At 64.7% G+C, this 17073-nt stretch carries 18 protein-coding genes; 10 read left to right on the top strand and 8 right to left on the bottom strand.

Going from position 1 to position 17073, the window contains the following annotated elements:
* The first annotated feature begins 282 nt into the window (after positions 1 to 282).
* Positions 283 to 2964: an alanine--tRNA ligase gene (alaS, locus tag RIN79_RS21005; protein ID WP_309086658.1), complete on the top strand. Its 2682-nt coding sequence runs from the start codon at positions 283 to 285 to the stop codon at positions 2962 to 2964.
* Between the two features lie 18 nt (positions 2965 to 2982).
* Here alaS and RIN79_RS21000 read toward each other — a convergent pair whose 3' ends face one another.
* Together RIN79_RS21000 and RIN79_RS20995 are read right to left on the bottom strand one after the other, a co-directional pair.
* Positions 2983 to 3621 (bottom strand): glutathione S-transferase family protein, encoded by a 639-nt coding sequence (locus RIN79_RS21000; RefSeq protein ID WP_309086657.1) that lies wholly within the window; start codon positions 3619 to 3621, stop codon positions 2983 to 2985.
* 9 nt (positions 3622 to 3630) lie between these two features.
* Positions 3631 to 4842, bottom strand: a complete 1212-nt coding sequence (locus RIN79_RS20995; protein ID WP_309086656.1) for an NADP-dependent isocitrate dehydrogenase — start codon at positions 4840 to 4842, stop codon at positions 3631 to 3633.
* Between the two features lie 136 nt (positions 4843 to 4978).
* On the opposite strand from RIN79_RS20995, the gene RIN79_RS20990 reads away from it, so the two are divergent.
* From RIN79_RS20990 to RIN79_RS20965, 6 genes are all read left to right on the top strand, one after another.
* Entirely contained in the window at positions 4979 to 5767 is a 789-nt protein-coding gene (locus RIN79_RS20990) for an RNA methyltransferase (protein WP_309086655.1), read from the top strand.
* Between the two features lie 31 nt (positions 5768 to 5798).
* Entirely contained in the window at positions 5799 to 6677 is an 879-nt protein-coding gene (gene murI / locus RIN79_RS20985) for a glutamate racemase (RefSeq protein ID WP_309086654.1), read from the top strand.
* Positions 6678 to 6787: 110 nt separating this feature from the next.
* Positions 6788 to 8839 carry a M3 family metallopeptidase gene (locus RIN79_RS20980; RefSeq protein ID WP_309086653.1) on the top strand — a complete coding sequence of 684 codons (2052 nt, stop codon included), beginning with the start codon at positions 6788 to 6790 and terminating at the stop codon, positions 8837 to 8839.
* A gap of 211 nt (positions 8840 to 9050) precedes the next feature.
* Entirely contained in the window at positions 9051 to 9668 is a 618-nt protein-coding gene (gene rpsD, locus RIN79_RS20975) for a 30S ribosomal protein S4 (RefSeq protein WP_309086652.1), read from the top strand.
* A gap of 84 nt (positions 9669 to 9752) precedes the next feature.
* Positions 9753 to 10631, top strand: coding sequence for a tRNA 2-thiocytidine(32) synthetase TtcA (gene ttcA, locus RIN79_RS20970; protein ID WP_309086651.1), 879 nt, complete (start codon positions 9753 to 9755; stop codon positions 10629 to 10631).
* On the top strand, positions 10621 to 11448 hold the full coding sequence (locus RIN79_RS20965) for an inositol monophosphatase (RefSeq protein WP_309086650.1): 828 nt from the start codon (positions 10621 to 10623) through the stop codon (positions 11446 to 11448). Before ttcA ends, RIN79_RS20965 begins: the two co-directional genes overlap by 11 nt.
* Here the strand turns inward: RIN79_RS20965 and RIN79_RS20960 are convergent.
* The 4 genes from RIN79_RS20960 to RIN79_RS20945 form a co-directional block, all read right to left on the bottom strand.
* Positions 11445 to 12713, bottom strand: a complete 1269-nt coding sequence (locus tag RIN79_RS20960) for a multidrug effflux MFS transporter (protein ID WP_309086659.1) — start codon at positions 12711 to 12713, stop codon at positions 11445 to 11447. The genes RIN79_RS20965 and RIN79_RS20960 overlap by 4 nt on opposite strands.
* A gap of 153 nt (positions 12714 to 12866) precedes the next feature.
* Positions 12867 to 13202, bottom strand: coding sequence for a Grx4 family monothiol glutaredoxin (gene grxD / locus RIN79_RS20955; protein WP_309086649.1), 336 nt, complete (start codon positions 13200 to 13202; stop codon positions 12867 to 12869).
* A 159-nt stretch (positions 13203 to 13361) separates the two neighbouring features.
* Positions 13362 to 14234, bottom strand: coding sequence for a sigma-70 family RNA polymerase sigma factor (locus RIN79_RS20950; RefSeq protein ID WP_309086648.1), 873 nt, complete (start codon positions 14232 to 14234; stop codon positions 13362 to 13364).
* A 15-nt stretch (positions 14235 to 14249) separates the two neighbouring features.
* Positions 14250 to 14918 carry a flavodoxin family protein gene (locus RIN79_RS20945; protein ID WP_309086647.1) on the bottom strand — a complete coding sequence of 223 codons (669 nt, stop codon included), beginning with the start codon at positions 14916 to 14918 and terminating at the stop codon, positions 14250 to 14252.
* Here RIN79_RS20945 and RIN79_RS20940 point away from each other — a divergent pair.
* The 3 genes from RIN79_RS20940 (at position 14907) to RIN79_RS20930 (ending at position 16146) form a co-directional block, all read left to right on the top strand.
* Entirely contained in the window at positions 14907 to 15119 is a 213-nt protein-coding gene (locus tag RIN79_RS20940; RefSeq protein WP_309086646.1) for a hypothetical protein, read from the top strand. The two genes, RIN79_RS20945 and RIN79_RS20940, sit on opposite strands and share 12 nt — an antisense overlap.
* A 107-nt stretch (positions 15120 to 15226) precedes the next feature.
* Positions 15227 to 15739 carry an SAM-dependent methyltransferase gene (locus RIN79_RS20935; protein WP_309086645.1) on the top strand — a complete coding sequence of 171 codons (513 nt, stop codon included), beginning with the start codon at positions 15227 to 15229 and terminating at the stop codon, positions 15737 to 15739.
* Positions 15736 to 16146 (top strand): hypothetical protein, encoded by a 411-nt coding sequence (locus RIN79_RS20930; RefSeq protein ID WP_309086644.1) that lies wholly within the window; start codon positions 15736 to 15738, stop codon positions 16144 to 16146. The genes RIN79_RS20935 and RIN79_RS20930 overlap by 4 nt, the downstream gene beginning before the upstream one ends.
* On the opposite strand, the gene RIN79_RS20925 is transcribed toward RIN79_RS20930, so the two are convergent.
* Positions 16147 to 16380: a BolA family transcriptional regulator gene (locus tag RIN79_RS20925; RefSeq protein ID WP_309086643.1), complete on the bottom strand. Its 234-nt coding sequence runs from the start codon at positions 16378 to 16380 to the stop codon at positions 16147 to 16149.
* Between the two features lie 38 nt (positions 16381 to 16418).
* On the bottom strand, positions 16419 to 17073 hold a 655-nt coding region (locus tag RIN79_RS20920), incomplete at its 5' end, for an AIR synthase-related protein (protein WP_309086642.1).

Raw genomic sequence — 17073 nt, 5'->3', positions numbered from 1 at the left:
CGCGTGAGACGCGCCACCTAAACTAACAGAGAGGCACGGATCACGCGCCCCGCTTCCCACCTTCTTCAATGGCCAGACGGCGAAAGCCGGGCGTGGCGGCGATGACGCGCGCGCCTTCATTCTCCGCACGGGGGGAGGGTGGGCGCCGAGCCCTGCGGCCGGCCGCGCTGGAGGCCGCCCGGTCCCCCGCCGGGCGCTGCTTTCTGGACAGGTCCGGGCGCGGGCGCTAAAAGGCTGCGATCTTTTCCTGCCCGTAGGGCGGGCTCTCGCAAAGGCAAATCCATGAGTAGCGTCAGCGACATCCGGTCGACATTCCTCGACTACTTCAAGAAGAACGGCCACCAGCCCGTCTCCTCCGGGCCGCTCGTGCCGCGCAACGACCCGACGCTGATGTTCACCAATGCCGGCATGGTGCAGTTCAAGAACGTCTTCACGGGCCTTGAGACGCGCCCCTACAGCCGCGCCGCCACCGCGCAGAAATGCGTGCGCGCCGGCGGCAAGCACAACGACCTCGACAATGTCGGCTATACGGCCCGCCACCACACCTTCTTCGAGATGCTGGGCAATTTCTCCTTCGGCGACTATTTCAAGGACGTCGCCATCGAGCTTGCCTGGCATCTCGTCACCAGGGAATTCGGCCTCGACCCGAAGCGGCTCCTTGTAACCGTCTACCACACGGACGACGAGGCGGCGGGCCACTGGCGCCGGATCGCCGGCCTTCCCGACGAGCGGATCATCCGCATCCCGACCAGCGACAATTTCTGGGCCATGGGCGATACCGGCCCGTGCGGCCCGTGTTCCGAGATCTTCTACGATCACGGCGAGCACATCCCCGGCGGCCCGCCCGGAAGCCCCGACGAGGATGGCGACCGCTTCATCGAGATATGGAATCTCGTCTTCATGCAGTTCGAGCAGCTGAGCCCGCAGGAGCGGGTTCCCCTGCCGCGCCCGTCCATCGACACGGGCATGGGGCTGGAGCGCATCGCCGCCGTCCTCCAGGGCGTGCACGACAATTACGACATCGACCTGTTCCGGGCGCTCATCCATGCCTCCGTGGAGGCGACGGGCGTCCCTGCCGAGGGGGACCGGCGCGCCAGCCACCGCGTCATCGCCGATCACCTGCGCGCATCGAGCTTCCTGATCGCCGACGGCGTGCTGCCCTCCAATGAGGGCCGCGGCTATGTGCTGCGCCGCATCATGCGCCGCGCGATGCGCCACGCGCAGCTGCTCGGTGCCGAGGAGCCGCTGATGTGGCGCCTCGTTCCGACGCTCGTGCGCGAGATGGGCCAGGCCTATCCGGAGCTCGTGCGCGGCGAGCCGCTCATCACCGAAACCCTCCGGCTGGAGGAGACCCGCTTCAGGAAGACGCTGGCGCGCGGCCTCACCCTTCTTTCGGAGGCGACCGACCGCATGGGCGACGGCGACCGTCTCGACGGCGAGACCGCCTTCAAGCTCTACGACACCTATGGCTTCCCGCTCGACCTCACCCAGGACGCGCTGCGCCAGCGCGGCATCGCGGTGGATATGGACGGCTTCAACGCCGCGATGGAGCGGCAGAAGGCGGAGGCGCGCGCCGCCTGGGCCGGCTCCGGCGAGGCGGCGACCGAGACGGTCTGGTTCGCCGTCAAGGACAGGGCCGGCGCCACGGATTTCCTCGGCTACGAAACCGAGGAGGCGGAGGGGGTGATCACCGCCCTCGTCAGGAACGGCGCCATGGTCGAAAGCGCGTCGGAAGGCGAGGAGGTGGCGGTCGTCACCAACCAGACGCCCTTCTATGGCGAGTCCGGCGGCCAGGTCGGCGATACCGGCATCATCGAGGGCGAGGATTTTGCCGTCGCCGTGCACGACACGCAGAAGAAGGGCGAAGGCCTGCTCGTGCATTTCGGCAAGGTGACGAAAGGCACGGTCAAGTCGGGCGAGGCGGTGTCGCTTCGTGTCGATCACGAGCGCCGCACCCGGATCCGCGCGAACCATTCGGCGACCCATCTTTTGCACGAGGCGCTGCGCCAGGTGCTGGGCACCCATGTCGCCCAAAAAGGCTCGCTTGTCGCGCCGGACCGGCTGCGCTTCGATTTTTCCCATCCGAAACCGATTGCCGATGAGGAACTGGCCCAGATCGAGGATCTCGCGAACGAAATCGTCTTGCAGAATGCACCGGTAGTGACCCGTCTGATGGCCGTCGACGATGCCATTGCCGAGGGTGCGATGGCACTCTTCGGGGAGAAATATGGCGACGAGGTGCGGGTTGTCTCGATGGGAACTGCGGCCCGGGGCGAGAAGGCCGGAAAAACCTATTCGCTGGAGCTGTGCGGCGGAACGCATGTCTCGGCCACCGGTGATATCGGCCTCGTGCATGTCGTGTCGGAGGGCGGCGTAGCGGCGGGCGTTCGCCGCCTCGAGGCGCTGACGGGCGCGGCGGCCCGCCACTATCTCGACGAACAGGAGCGCCGCCTGAAAGCTGCGGCCTCGGTCCTGAAAGTCTCGCCGGGCGAACTCGTCCAGCGCGTCGAATCCCTCATCGAGGAGCGCCGCAGGCTGGAGCGCGAGCTTGCCGAAGCGCGCAGGAAGCTGGCGCTCGGCGGCGGTGCCGGCGCGAAGGAGGGGGCGGAGAAGGAAGAGGTGGGCGGCATCGGCTTCATGGGCCGCGTCGTCGAAGGTATCTCACCCAAGGACCTGAAGCCGCTCGCCGACGAGGGCAAGAAGTCGCTCGGCTCCGGCGTCGTCGTCTTCGTCGGCACCTCCGACGAGGGCAAGGCCAGTGTGGTGGTCGGCGTTACGGACGACCTGACGGGCCGCTTCAGCGCCGTCGATCTCGTGCGCCGGGCGTCCACGGCAATCGGCGGGCAGGGCGGCGGCGGCCGCCCCGATATGGCGCAGGCCGGCGGCCCCGACGCGGCCAAGGCCGCCGCGGCGGTCGAGGCGGTCAAGGCGGCGCTGGCGGAGCAGGGGGGTGCGCTGGTCTGATGCCGGTGCGTTCGGCGATCAATCCTTGGGCTCGGTTGCCGCGAAGCTTGGCCGGGCGGCGATCTTCGCCCACCAGGAGGCCAGGTCGGGATGTTCGTTCAACAGGACCTGCCCCTCTTCGGTCCTCATGAAATAGGCAAAAATCGGCGCCGCGTGCAGGTCCGCGAGAGTCAGTCGCTCGCCGCACAGCCATGCGCCGCCCGGCTTCAGGCGCGAAAGGGTCTCAAGGCACGTTGCCGCTTTGCCAAGCGCGGCGGCCACCTTGGATTCGTCCGTAGGCTTGCCCTTTTTCGGATTGGAGACCCGCTCGACATAGATGTCCCAGACCAGCGTGCGGTAGGCATAGGCATCGAGCAGGCCGATGACCTGGGTCATGCGAGCCCGTTGCCGGACATCGCTCGGCTGCAGTGCGGTGCCTGCGAATGCCTCGTCGATGTAGCGGCAGATCGCTGAAGTCTCGAACAGGCGGAAATCGCCGTGTTCAAAGGCAGGAATGCGGCCGAAGGGATGGAAGTCGAGATACCAGGTCGGCAGACCTTCTTCCGAAAAGACGTCGACCGGCACCAGATCGTGGTCGACGCCCTTCTCCAGGAGGGCAAGCCGCGCGATGCGGACATAGACGCTGTAGTCCGCTCCGAAAAGACGCGGCTTGCCCATCTGTTGCGCTCAGGCCATCGCCTTCTTCAGGTTCTCGTCAATCTTGTCGAGGAAACCGGTGGTGGAAAGCCAGGGCTGATCCGGCCCGATGAGCAGCGCCAGGTCCTTGGTCATGAAGCCCGCTTCCACGGTATCGACGCAGACGCGCTCGAGCGTGTCGGCGAATTTCTTCAGTTCCGCATTGCCGTCCAGCTTGGCGCGGTGGGCAAGGCCCCGGGTCCAGGCGAAGATCGAGGCGATCGAGTTGGTGGAGGTTTCCTCGCCGCGCTGATGCTGGCGGTAATGCCGGGTGACGGTGCCGTGGGCGGCTTCCGCTTCCACCGTCTTGCCGTCCGGCGTCATCAGCACCGAGGTCATCAGGCCGAGCGATCCGAAGCCCTGCGCAACGATGTCGGACTGCACGTCGCCGTCATAATTCTTGCAGGCCCAGACATAGCCGCCGGCCCATTTCAGGCTCGCCGCCACCATGTCGTCGATCAGCCGGTGCTCGTACCAGAGCTTCTTTTCCTTGAATTGGTCGGCGAATTCCTTGTCGTAGATCTCCTGGAAAATGTCCTTGAATCGGCCGTCATAGGCCTTGAGGATCGTGTTCTTGGTGGAGAGATAGACCGGGTAGTTGCGCTGCAGTCCGTAGTTGAAGGAGGCGCGGGCGAAGTCGCGGATCGAATCGTCGAGATTGTACATGGCCATGGCGACGCCGGCCTCGGGCGCGTCGAACACCTCGTGCTCGATCACCTGCCCGTCCTCGCCGACGAATTTGATGCTCAGCTTGCCCTTGCCCGGGAACTTGAAATCCGTCGCGCGGTACTGGTCGCCGAAGGCGTGGCGGCCGACGATGATGGGCTTCGTCCAGCCCGGCACGAGCCTCGGCACGTTGCCGCAGATGATGGGCTCGCGGAAGATCACGCCGCCGAGGATGTTGCGGATCGTGCCGTTGGGCGACTTCCACATCTTCTTCAGGTTGAATTCCTTCACCCGCCCCTCGTCGGGCGTGATCGTCGCGCATTTGACGCCGACGCCGTATTTCCTGATCTCGTTGGCGGCGTCGATCGTGACCTGGTCGTCAGTGGCGTCGCGGTTCTCGACGCTCAGATCAAAATAGCGAAGGTCGACGTCGAGATAGGGATGGATCAGCTTTTCCTTGATGAGCTGCCAGATGATGCGCGTCATCTCGTCGCCATCGAGCTCGACGACGGGATTGTCCACCTTGATCTTCGCCATTGATACCTCTCTTCAGAAAAGCGGACGCGCGCCGCAGACATGTTTGGAAGTGGCGCCCCTATAGCATTGCCGCGCCGCTTGGCAAAGGCGCGGCGGCGCGCTTTACCGGGCCTGCCTAAGGCGCTAACAGCGGGTCATGGCAGGCACGCAAAAAGACCGCGAACTCTTGATCGAAGGACCGACCATCATCCTCGTCGAGCCGCAACTGGGCGAGAATATCGGCATGGTCGCCCGCGCGATGGCGAATTTCGGCCTCGCCGAACTGCGCCTCGTCAAGCCGCGCGACGGCTGGCCCAACGAGAAAGCGCGCGCGGCCGCCAGCCGCGCCGACCACGTGATCGATGCCGTGAAGGTGTTCGACGACCTCGCGGCGGCCGTGGCCGACCTTCATTTCATCTTCGCAACGACGGCGCGGCCGCGCGACAATTTCAAGCCGGTGCGCGGACCCGTCGAGGCGGGGCTCGATCTGCGCGCCCGCCACAATGGCGGCCAGAAGTCCGGCATTCTGTTCGGCCGTGAGCGCTGGGGGCTCACCAATGAAGAGGTGGCGATGGCCGACGAGATCGTGACCTTTCCGGTGAACCCGGCCTTCGCCTCGCTCAATGTCGCGCAGGCGGTGCTGCTGATGTCCTATGAATGGATGAAGGCCGGCGGCGAGGGCGTGGCACCCGTCTCGCCGGCACAAACTCCCGCCACGCGCCAGCACCTCAACAGTTTCATGGATTATGTCGAGCGCGTCCTTTCCGTGCGCGGCTACTTCCGCACCGCGGACAAGAAGCCGAAGATGATGGACAATCTTAGGGCCCTCTTTACCCGCCCCGGGTTTACCGTGGAGGAACTTGCCGTTCTGCGCGGCGTGCTCGTCTCGCTGGAAAGGTTTTCGCCGAAGAAGCCGCGCGGATCCGGCGCGCCGGAAGTGGATTGATTGCCATGTTGAGCTCCGCTGGTGCGCTGCAATGACCGTGCCTGCAAACGGCAACCCGATCCTTTTCTTCGACTCCGGCATAGGCGGCCTGTCGGTCGTCAAGGAAGCGCGGGTGCTCCTTCCCGAGCATCCATATGTCTATGTGGCCGATGACGCGGCTTTCCCCTATGGTGCGTGGGAGGAGGGGGCGCTGCGGGCGCGGCTGGTCGGCCTCTTCCGCGGCCTCATCGCCCGCTTCTCGCCCTCGCTCGTCGTCATCGCCTGCAACACGGCCTCTACGCTGGCGGTTGCCGATCTGCGCGCAGCCTTTCCCGGCCAGCCCTTTGTCGGCACGGTGCCGGCGGTAAAGCCCGCCGCCGAGCGCACCCGTTCCGGCCTCGTCTCGGTGCTTGCCACGCCGGGCACGGTGAAGCGGCAATATACGCGCGACCTGATCAGCGCCTATGCCAGCAAATGCCACGTGCGGCTGGTGGGGAGCGAAAACCTCGCCCGGCTGGCGGAGCAATATATGCGCGAAGGTTTTGTCGACGAGGAGGCGGTGCGGGCGGAGATCGCGCCCTGCTTCATCGAACAGGACGGAAGGCGCACCGACATCGTCGTCCTTGCCTGCACGCATTACCCCTTCCTGGTCAACCGCATGCGCAAGACGGCGCCATGGCCGGTGGACTGGATCGACACCTCCGAGGCGATCGCCCGCCGGGCGCTGACGCTGGCCGAGACCCTGCCGCCGCCGAGCCGGCCGGACGGGCCGGACATCGCCTATTTCACCTCCGACGACCCGCCGGCGAGCCTGCGCCGGCTGATGACCGGGTTCGGCTTCAGGCTCGGCGAGTTCTCCGCCGGTAAGGCGCAGGGTGGGATTGATGTGGCTGAAGGCGCCGCTTCGGAGGGAGCGATCGAGGCGCGCTGATTGTTTCCGGGCCGCTGTAGGCTTTGGCCGGCTTAACTCGTTGCGCCCGGGTTGATGCAAGCCTAAATCGAAGAGTGCTTTCCTTCTGCTTCTCCTCCTCAGAGGTTTCCATGCCGTCCAGCCCCATCGATCTCTCCTCCCAGCCACTGTCCGCATGGAATGGACCATTGGGCCTGCCGGACTTCGGACGGATCGAGGTCGCCGATTTCGCCCCGGTTTTCGACGCGGCGCTTGCCGCGCATGAGGCGGAGATCGCCGCCATAGCGGACCGGGCGGACGCGCCGACGATCGAGAATACGCTGGCGGCGCTCGAGCTTTCCGGCGATGCGCTCGACCGCGTCTCCTCCATCTTCTGGTGCCTGGCGGGGGCCCACACCAATGACGAGATCCAGAAGCTGGAGCGGGAGATCTCGCCGCGCATGGCGCGCCACTATTCGCGGATCGTCATGAACGAATCGCTCTTCCGGCGCATCGACACGCTCTATTCCAAGCGCGGCTCCCTCCAGCTCGACAAGGAGACGGCGCGCGTCCTCGAAAAGACCTGGAAACGTTTTGTGCGCGGCGGTGCAAAGCTCGACGCGCGAGGCAAGGCGCGGCTTGCCGAAATCAACGAACAGCTCGCCGAGCTCGGCGCCCGCTTCGGGCAGAACGTGCTTGCCGACGAGAGCAAATGGGCGCTCTTCCTCGATGAGGGCGATCTTGCCGGCCTGCCTGCCTCGCTGAAGAACGCCATGGCCGAGGCGGCCGAATCCCGCGGCCAGCCCGGACGCTATGCGGTCACCCTGTCGCGGTCCATCGCCGAGCCGTTCCTCTCCTTTTCCGCCCGCCGGGACCTGCGCGAGACGGTGCTGGAGGCTTTCATCCGGCGCGGCGAGAACGAGGGCGACAGCAACAACACCGAGATTGTCCGTCGGACCTTGCAGCTGCGCGCCGAGAAGGCGCGGCTGCTCGGCTACGACAGCTACGCGGCCTACAAGCTCGACGACACCATGGCCAAGACGCCGGATGCGGTCATGCAGCTTCTGGAACCCGTCTGGACGAAGGCGCGCGAAAAGGCCGCCGCCGACGAGAAGGAGCTGCAGCGCATCGCCGCGGCGGAAGGCCACAACCACCCGATCGCCGCGTGGGACTGGCGCTACTATGCCGAAAAGCTGCGCGCCGAGCGCTTCGCCTTCGATGACGGCGCGCTGGAGCCCTATCTCGCGCTCGAAAACGTCATCGCGGCGGCTTTCGACGTGGCCGGGCGCCTTTTCGGCCTCTCCTTCGAGGAACAGAAGGGCGTCGCTGCCTGGCACGAGGATGTGCGTGTCTTCACGGTGAAGAATGAGGACGGCAGCGAGCGCGGCGTGTTCCTCGCCGATTACTTCAATCGCCCCTCAAAGCGGTCCGGGGCGTGGATGAGCGCGCTGCAGTCGGGCTACCGGCTCGGCGGCGGCGAGAAGCCCATCATCTACAATGTGATGAATTTCGCCAAGCCGCCGAAGGGCAAGCCGGCGCTGCTCTCGGTCGACGACGCGCGTACGCTGTTCCACGAATTCGGTCACGCGCTGCACGGACTTCTGTCCGACGTCACCTGGCCTTCGATCGCCGGCACTTCAGTCGCGCGGGATTTCGTCGAGCTTCCATCGCAGCTCTACGAGCATTGGTTCACGACGCACCAGGTGCTCTCCAAGCACGCGCGGCATGTGGAGACGGGGGAGCCCATGCCGGCGGAGCTCCTGGAAAAGATGCGCGCGGCGCGCAACTTCAATTCCGGTTTCGCCACGGTCGAGTTCACCGCTTCGGCGCTGGTCGACATGGCCTATCACGCGCGCCCCGATGCGCCGGAGGACCCGCTGCGCTTCGAGGCGGAGACGCTGCAGCGGCTGCAGAAACCGGCGGCCATTCCGATGCGGCACCGCACGCCGCATTTCCTGCACATCTTCTCCGGCGAGGGCTATTCGGCGGGATATTATTCCTACCTCTGGTCGGAAGTGCTGGACGCCGACGCGTTCCGCGCCTTCGAGGAAGCCGGCGATCCCTTCGATCCCGAAACGGCCGAGAAGCTGCGCCGCTATATCTATTCGGCCGGCGGCTCCGCCGATCCGGAGGAGCTCTATACGGCCTTCCGCGGCCGGCTGCCCAGCCCCGACGCCATGATGCGGAAGAAGGGCCTGGTCTGACGGGCGTTGACTTTCCGGCTGGTTTGTCTTAGTCAGCCCCCCAAGCGCGATGGCGGTGACCCGCTGCCGCGCTTTTTTGACGTGTCCCGTGGAAGTCGCCTCAAGCGTGCGGCGCTTCCTGTCAGGTCTCGAAAAAGGAGGCCAGAGGAGGGCGCGTTTCCTTCGCCGGGAACATGAGGTTCCCAGCCTAACGTATTGACAAGGGAATGCGATGAGCAAACGCCAATCCGCGAAATACAAGCTCGACCGCCGTATGGGCGAGAATATCTGGGGCCGTCCGAAGTCCCCGGTCAACCGCCGCGAATACGGTCCGGGCCAGCACGGCCAGCGCCGCAAGGGCAAGATGACCGATTTCGGCCAGCAGCTGCGCGCCAAGCAGAAGCTGAAGGGCTATTACGGGGACCTCTCCGAGAAGCAGTTCCGCCGCATCTATGACGAGGCGAACCGCCGCAAGGGCGAGACCACAGAGAACCTGATCGGGCTTCTGGAATCGCGCCTCGACGCGATCGTCTTCCGCGCCAAATTCGTGCCGACACCCTTCGCCGCGCGCCAATTCGTCAACCACGGCCACGTGATGGTGAACGGCCGCCGCGTGAACATCCCGTCCTACCGCTGCAAGCCGGGCGACGTGATCGAGGTTCGCGAGAAGTCGAAGCAACTCGTCATCGTGCTGGAATCCGTGGCGCTGGCCGAGCGCGACGTGCCTGACTATATCGATGTCGACCACAACAAGATGGTCGCCAAATATGTGCGCATGCCGTCGCTCGCCGACGTGCCCTATGCGGTGCATATGGAGCCGAACCTCGTGATCGAGTTCTACTCGCGATAAGCGAGAGGCTTTGCCCCGAAAAAGGCCGCCGCGAGCGGCCTTTTTCTTTTGTCCCGCTGGCGCTATGGAGGGGCAGGAGACATCATGACGATCCATCAGACGCCAGAGGCGGCCGAACTGGAAGGACCTGCCGGTCACCCGCTCTTTGCGGATGCGCCGTCTTCCGTCGAGTTCAACAAACTGCGGAAACGCCTCCTGCGCCAGACCCGGCAGGCGCTGGAGGACTTTTCCATGGTGGTCCCCGGCACACGCTGGCTGGTGGCCCTGTCCGGCGGCAAGGACTCGTACGGGCTGCTCGCGGTCCTGCTCGATCTGAAATGGCGCGGCCTGCTGCCGGTCGAACTCCTCGCCTGCAACCTCGACCAGGGACAGCCGAATTTCCCCAAGCACATATTACCGGGCTATCTGGCGCGCCTCGGCGTCCCCCATCGGATCGAGTACCAGGACACCTATTCAGTGGTGACGGAAAAGATCCCCGACAACAGGACCTATTGCTCGCTCTGCTCGCGCTTGCGCCGCGGTCACCTCTACCGCATCGCGCGGGAGGAGGGGTGCTCCGCCCTCGTGCTCGGCCACCATCGCGAGGACATCCTGGAAACCTTCTTCATGAACCTTTTCCACGGCGGGCGGCTTGCCGCCATGCCGCCGAAGCTCCTGAATGATGAGGGGGACGTTCAGGTGCTGCGGCCGCTCGCTTACTGCGCGGAGGCCGACCTGGCGAAATTCGCCGATGCGATGCGTTTTCCCATCATCCCCTGCGACCTCTGCGGCAGCCAGGAAGGCCTGCAGCGCAACGCCATGAAGGCGATGCTGGCGGACATGGAAACGCGGATGCCCGGCCGCAAGGAGACGATGATCCGCGCCCTCGCCAATGTCCGGCCGTCGCACCTGTTAGACCGGAAACTCTTCGATTTCGCCGCGCTCAGCGGCACTGGCCAGGAAAGCTCCCCCGATGCGTTTTGACGAAAGCCAGATCGACTGGCTCGCCGATCTCTTGCGCGACACCGCCGGCAAGGAAATCATGCCCCGTTTCCGTCGGTTGGAAGAAGGCGCAATCCGCCAGAAGACCTCCGCAGCGGATCTGGTGACCGAAGCCGATGTGGCAGCCGAACGCGTCATCACCGAGGCGCTGCGCGCCCGCTATCCCGACGCCCTTGTGGTGGGGGAGGAGGCGTGCACCGACAACCCGTCGCTCCTTTCCGGCCTCGGTGAGGCGCCGCTCGCCTTCGTCATTGATCCGATCGACGGCACCTTCAATTTCGCCTCGGGCGTGCCGCTCTTCGGCGTCATGCTTGCCGTCGTCGCCGGCGGCGAGACGGTGGCCGGGATCATCCATGATCCCGTCGGCGGTGACTGGCTGATCGGCGCCAAGGGTGCGGGCAGCCATGTCCGGCGTCCCGACGGTCATCTGACCAGGGTGCGGGTGGCCAGCCCCGTTGCCGTGTCGCAGATGACGGGGTCCATCTCCTGGCAGTTCCTGGCCGAGCCGGAGCGCTCTCGGCTCGCTCGCAACCATGCGAAGTGCCTCTCGCAGGTCGGCTATCGCTGTGCCGCCCACGAGTACCGGCTGGTCGCCCAGGGACACGCGCATTTCGCCGTCTACGCCAAGCTGATGCCGTGGGACCATCTCGGCGGCGCGCTGATCCACACCGAGGCGGGCGGGCATGTCGCCCGGTTCGACGGCAACGCCTATAAGCCCTTCCATCTGGATGGAGGACTGATGACGGCGCCTGACCGTGAGAGCTGGAACGAGCTCCGCCGCGAGCTCTGGTCCGACTAGACCTGCGGGTTGACCGTCCGGAAAAGCCGCCCGCGCTCGGCAATGAGGACGAGCACCAGAGCGACTATGCCCAGCACGAAATAGCCTCCGGCAAGCGGCGTCAGCGTCCCGTCGAAAGCCTGGCCGATCAGTGCCCCGACGATGCCGCCGCCGAGCGTGGTCACGAAGCCGAGGACCGCCGCCGCCGTTCCGGCCACTTTGCCCAGCGGCTCCATGGCTATGGCGTTGAAGTTCGCGCCCATCAGGCCGAACTGGAACATGGAGACCGAGAACAGCACGAAGAAGAGCGCGAAAGGGATGGGGCCGATGAGGGTTAGCCCCAGCCAGACAGCGTTGGTCAGGAGGAAGCCGATCATCGCCCCGTGCGACAGTCTGCGCATGCCGAAGCGGCCTACAAGGCGCGAGTTGGTGAAGGAGGAAATCGCCATCAGGCCAGCGCCCAGGGCGAACAGCAGCGGAAACCAGTCACCCATTCCGTAGATATCGACATAGATCTGCTGGGCGGAATTGATGAAGCCGAACAGCCCGCCGAAAATGGCCGTCATGGCAAGCGTGTAGCATAGTGCGAGCCTGTTGGTGACCACCAGCCGGAACCCTTCGAGGATGGAGGCTGGCGACAGCGGCCGCCGCATTCCCGGCTCCAGGGTTTCTGGAAGGCGGCCCGCCGCCCATAAGGTGACGACGAGCCCGAGTCCGGCCATGAGAAAGAAGATCGCCGGCCAGCCGCCGAAGATCATCGCCACCTGGCCGAGGCTCGGCGCCAATACCGGGATGACCATGAAGACCATCATCACCATGGACATGACTTCCGCCATCTGGCGGCCGCCGAATGTGTCGCGGATGGCGGATACGGCGATCACCCGCGTCGCCGCCGCGCCGATCCCCTGCAGGCACCGGAACAGGAGAAGGGCGGCGAAGCTGGGCGCCAGCGCGGCAGCGATCGACGAGAGGACATAGACGGCAAGGCCGATGAGCAGCGGCGCACGACGGCCGAAGCGATCGGCTATCGGCCCGTAGAAGAGCTGCGCGACGCCGAAGCCGATCACATAGGCGGTGATGATGAACTGGCGGTCGTTTTCTTCGGCCACTTGCAGCGCGGCGCCGATCTGCTGCAGCGCGGGCAGCATGACGTCGATGGCAAGCGCGTTGAGCGCCATGAGGGCGGCCGCCAACGCGATGAACTCGCCCTTCCTGATTGAAAGCGCAGGCCTATAGGCTTTTTCCTCCTGCGCGACGGACTCGTCCATAATATCGATCCCCGGCAACAGGCGCATGGAAGCGCGTCGAACAAAAGCGCCCAACCCTCAAAAGAGCGGTTCGGATCGGGCCAAAGCGAAAAAATACGTCGGCCAGTGGCCGACGCGGGAAGGCAGTATCTTACGTCCGGTCCCTTGGGCCGGACACCGCCGGCCTCTGGCTCAGGCTGCGCCGCGGGCGGCCACGCCCTTTTCCTCCAGAAAAGACTGCAGCTCGCCCGCCTGGAACATCTCGCGCACGATGTCGCAGCCGCCGACGAACTCGCCCTTGACATAGAGCTGCGGAATGGTCGGCCAGTTGGAATAGCCCTTGATGCCCTGGCGGAGCTCATCCGAGGTGAGGACGTTGATGCCCTTATAGTCGACGCCGAGATAGTCGAGTATCTGCACGACCTGCCCGGAGAACCCGCATTGCGGGAAGCCCGGCGTGCCCTTCATGAAAAGGACCACGTCGTTCGTCTTCACTTCATTGTCGATGAATTCATTGATGCCGCTCATCGCGTCTTCCTTTCATGCCCGGAGTCAAGGTCCGGCAAAGTAAGCATTGCTGACCAGTATGTATTGCACGATGAGCCGACGCGCAATGCGGCGGGGCCATTATCCTGACGCGGATCGGGCAAGGAGCGGCGGCATTGCACGGCCGCTCCGGGTTGATGCTCAATGGAGGCTTACCTCGGACAGGTGTTTCAACTTCTGCGGATTCCGCGTGACATAGATGGCTACGATCTTCTCCTTCCCAATCTGCAATGCCGTGGTCTGCAGGATATTGCCTGCCTCGATCGTAATGAAGCCTGGCAGCCCGTCAATCATGCCATAGCGCAGCAATCGTGATGGTGATCTGGCAAAATACCGGGCAAGAGCACCGAAGAGCTTGACCACATCGTCAATTCCGACCGCCGGCGCGATGGAAGCCGGAACCTTGCCGCCACCATCGGCATAGGCGACGATGTCTTCGGCCAAGAGCGCGCGTAGGACACATATTTCACCGCTCCTGGATGCAGTGAAGAAAGCGGTCGCCAGCTTAAGCCCGTGCTCCCTGGTCGCGGTATAGCGGGGGCGGGCTTCCTGGATATGGGCCCGAGCCCGGCTTGCAAGCTTCCGGCACGTGGCTGCTTTCCGTCCGATTACATCCGAGACCTCATCGAAGCTCATCCCGAATACGTCATGCAGCAGGAATGCTGCCCGCTCCAGAGGCGACAGCCGTTCCAGGGCGATCATCACGGGCAGCGTTATATCCTCGATCGCATCCTGGACGTCTGGATCGAAGATCGGCTCGGGCAGCCACGGACCGATATAGGTTTCACGCTGACGCCGGGCGGACTTCAACTCGTTTAGACAAAGCCGCGTGACGATGGTCCGCAGGAAGGCGGCCGGCTCACGCACCATCTCTCGATCAGCGGCGAGCCAGCGCAACCAAGCATCCTGAACCACGTCTTCCGCATCGGCGACCGATCCCAGCATCCGGTAGGCGATCTGGATCAGGCGGCGACGAAGGTCGGAAGGGACCGGATAAGCGTGCGTCTCAGTCATGGCTTGCAGGCTCTTTCATGCCGATGAGGGCCCTGCGTTCCCCGCTTCGCGGCCACGAAGGAATTGAAGCGTAACCTTCGACACGCGTCGCCCGAGATGGCGGGCGGTCGCGAGATCAGACGTAGGAGGGGCCAGATTCGGCCCCTCGTCGATGTTCGACTGTGCGCCAGCACCAAGCCAGAAGCCAAGCCTGTTAAGATCTTCTTCCGATCCCGAAGAGGAGCAGTTCGCCGGCGGCAGGTCGAGGTTCACCCAATGCATCCCGTGCTGTGCGGCGAAGAGCACCATCTGAACCAGCGTCGAGAGCTTGTCGCCGGATCTCGACCCGGAATTGGTGAAACCGGCGGCGATCTTGTCTTTCCAAAGATAGCCGCGGGCCATGATCGCGTTCGAGCTTGCTTCCTGGAAAGCTTTGAACGATGCGGAGGCCGCGCCCACATAGGTCGGGGCGCCAAAAATGATCGCTTGCGCCGCGTTGAGGTCATCCCAACGCCGTTGCGCCTCCTCCACGGTCAGAAGCAGAGCTTCCACCCCATCGATTTCCTCCACCCCGGCCTTGATTGCCTCGGCTTGGCGTCCTGTGTGTCCGTAGCCAGTATGATAAACGATCGCGACACGCGCCAATGGGCGATTTGCTTGCGGCTTTTCAAGCGCAGGGCCGTCGGTTGTGTCTTGAGCGGCCATCGTCAATCTCCTTACGAACTGTCGGTCGAGGAGCATGACAAAACAGCCGCGGCAGATGTGACACGAGCGGCTGATTTTTCTGGAGCAAACTCGACGCTGCTCTTCACGACCTTACGACAGTTTGCGATGTGCGCGGTGATGCTCATCATCAATTCTTTGAATGCGCCGCGTCTGACATGCCGCGACGACGCGGGCGTGTGAGTGCATGGAGCAGCCGCCCACATCCCGTTCGGTGCGTTGTTTCCACCCCGTTGCCTGCCCATCCGGATTGCGCATTAATGGCCCTTTTCATGGCAACGAAGGGATCAATGGAGGAACGGGAACTTGAGATCATCCGGGCCGCTTTCGCGCGCCAGATGGTCGCCGTAGCCGGCGTGGCGGAAAACGCTGCGCTCGAAGCGGCTTTTCGCGCGGTAAGACGCGAGGATTTCCTGGGCTCCAAGCCTTGGGCGATCATCGATTTCGAGAAAGGGCGGCGGCCGCTCCCGTCAAACGATCCCGTCTATGCCTATCAGGATGTGGTGATCGTGCTTTCCGGAGAGCGCGGCGTCAACAATGGCAGCCCCTCGCTGCACGCCCGAATGCTCACTGCTCTGGCGCCGGAACCGGGGCAGACGGTGGTCCATCTTGGCGCGGGCACAGGCTACTATTCCGCCATCCTCTCGCATCTGGTCGGACCCACGGGCAAGGTCATCGCGGTGGAGATCGATCCGCGCCTGGCGCGGAAGCGGAAGCCGAACTGCGGCCTCTCGGTAATGTGGAGGTGGTCGTCGGAGATGCCGCGGATTGGCCGCTGGAAGAGGCGGACTGCTTCTACGTGAACTTCGCCTCGATGGCGCCGCAGGATGCCTGGATCGAGCGTCTGGCGCCGGGAGGCCGGCTGGTGATGCCTCTCGGGGTTCCCAGCGAACCGGTGCGGCCGAACGGCCCGCGCTTTTCGCGCCACGGCGGCATCTTCGTGGTCCGGCGGCAGGAAGGCGGCTTCGAGGCGGCATATCTTTGCCGCGCCTTCTTCGTCTTCGCCGAAGGCGGCGCACAGCTGATAGATATGGCGGAAGAGGAAAGGCTGGAGGAGGCTTTCCGCCGCGGGGGCGCGGAGCTCGTACGCAGCCTGGTCTGGAAGCGTCCGACCGATCCCGCCAGATGCTGGCTATGCACCCCCCGCTGGAGCCTCTCCTATGAGCCGATCGGCGGGAAGGAGTGGAAACGCGGCGGGCCGAAGCGCTGATCAGTCCGGAACGCTGGTCTGCAGCGCCAGCGCGTGGAGCACGCCCCCCATATTGCCCTTCAGCGCGTCATAGACCATCTGGTGCTGCTGCACGCGGCTCTTGCCGCGAAAGCTTTCCGCCACCACCTCGGCCGCATAGTGGTCGCCGTCGCCCGCAAGATCGCGGATCGTGACCTTTGCGTCGGGAATGGCCTCCTTGATGAGGCGCTCGATATCACCGGCACGCATCGGCATGATCTTCTCTCCCCTCAGGCTCGCCTACCCGGCCGGCTCTAGCCTTCCATGAAGCGTGGGAACCAGCCCTCATGGGCGGCTCTCAGTTCCGAAACCGATATGGCACGCGTGTTGCCGAGTTTCAATTCGTGCCCGCCGGTCGCGCCTATGCAGGCGAGCGATACCCCCGCCTTTCTCGCGTCCTCGACCAGTGCTTCGATTGCCGCGTCCTCTGGCGAATGCGCGACCGTCAGAACATAGCGGCCCTGATCCTCCCCAAAGAACGCCGCGGCAGGATCGTTGTCCGGCTCCTCGATCGTGGCGCCTATCCCCGATGCCATCGCCATCTCCGCCAGCGCCACCGCGAGGCCGCCGTCGGAGCAATCGTGAACGGCGGCTGCCTTTCCCGACCGGATCAGATTGCGCAGGAAATCCCCGACCCGCTTCTCATGCGCCAGATCGACCGGCGGCGGATTGCCTTCGGCACGGCCGTAGATGTCGCGCAGATAGACGGACTGGCCGAGATGCGTGCCCCAGCCTTCCGGCGCGCCGGCAAGCAGGATGGCCTGGCTCTCGCCCGCAAAGGCGATGCGGGCCATCTTCGACCAATCCGGGATGAGGCCGACGCCGGCGATGGTGGGGGTGGGCGGGATCGCCTGGCCGAGCGTCTCGTTGTAGAGCGAGACATTGCCGGACCGCCGCCGGGCACGAGGT

It is taken from the genome of Chelativorans sp., assembly GCF_031180965.1.
Lineage (GTDB): Bacteria > Pseudomonadota > Alphaproteobacteria > Rhizobiales > Rhizobiaceae > Chelativorans.
Note: the sequence above shows the minus strand (reverse complement) of the source record. Positions and strands in the feature narration are given on the sequence as shown.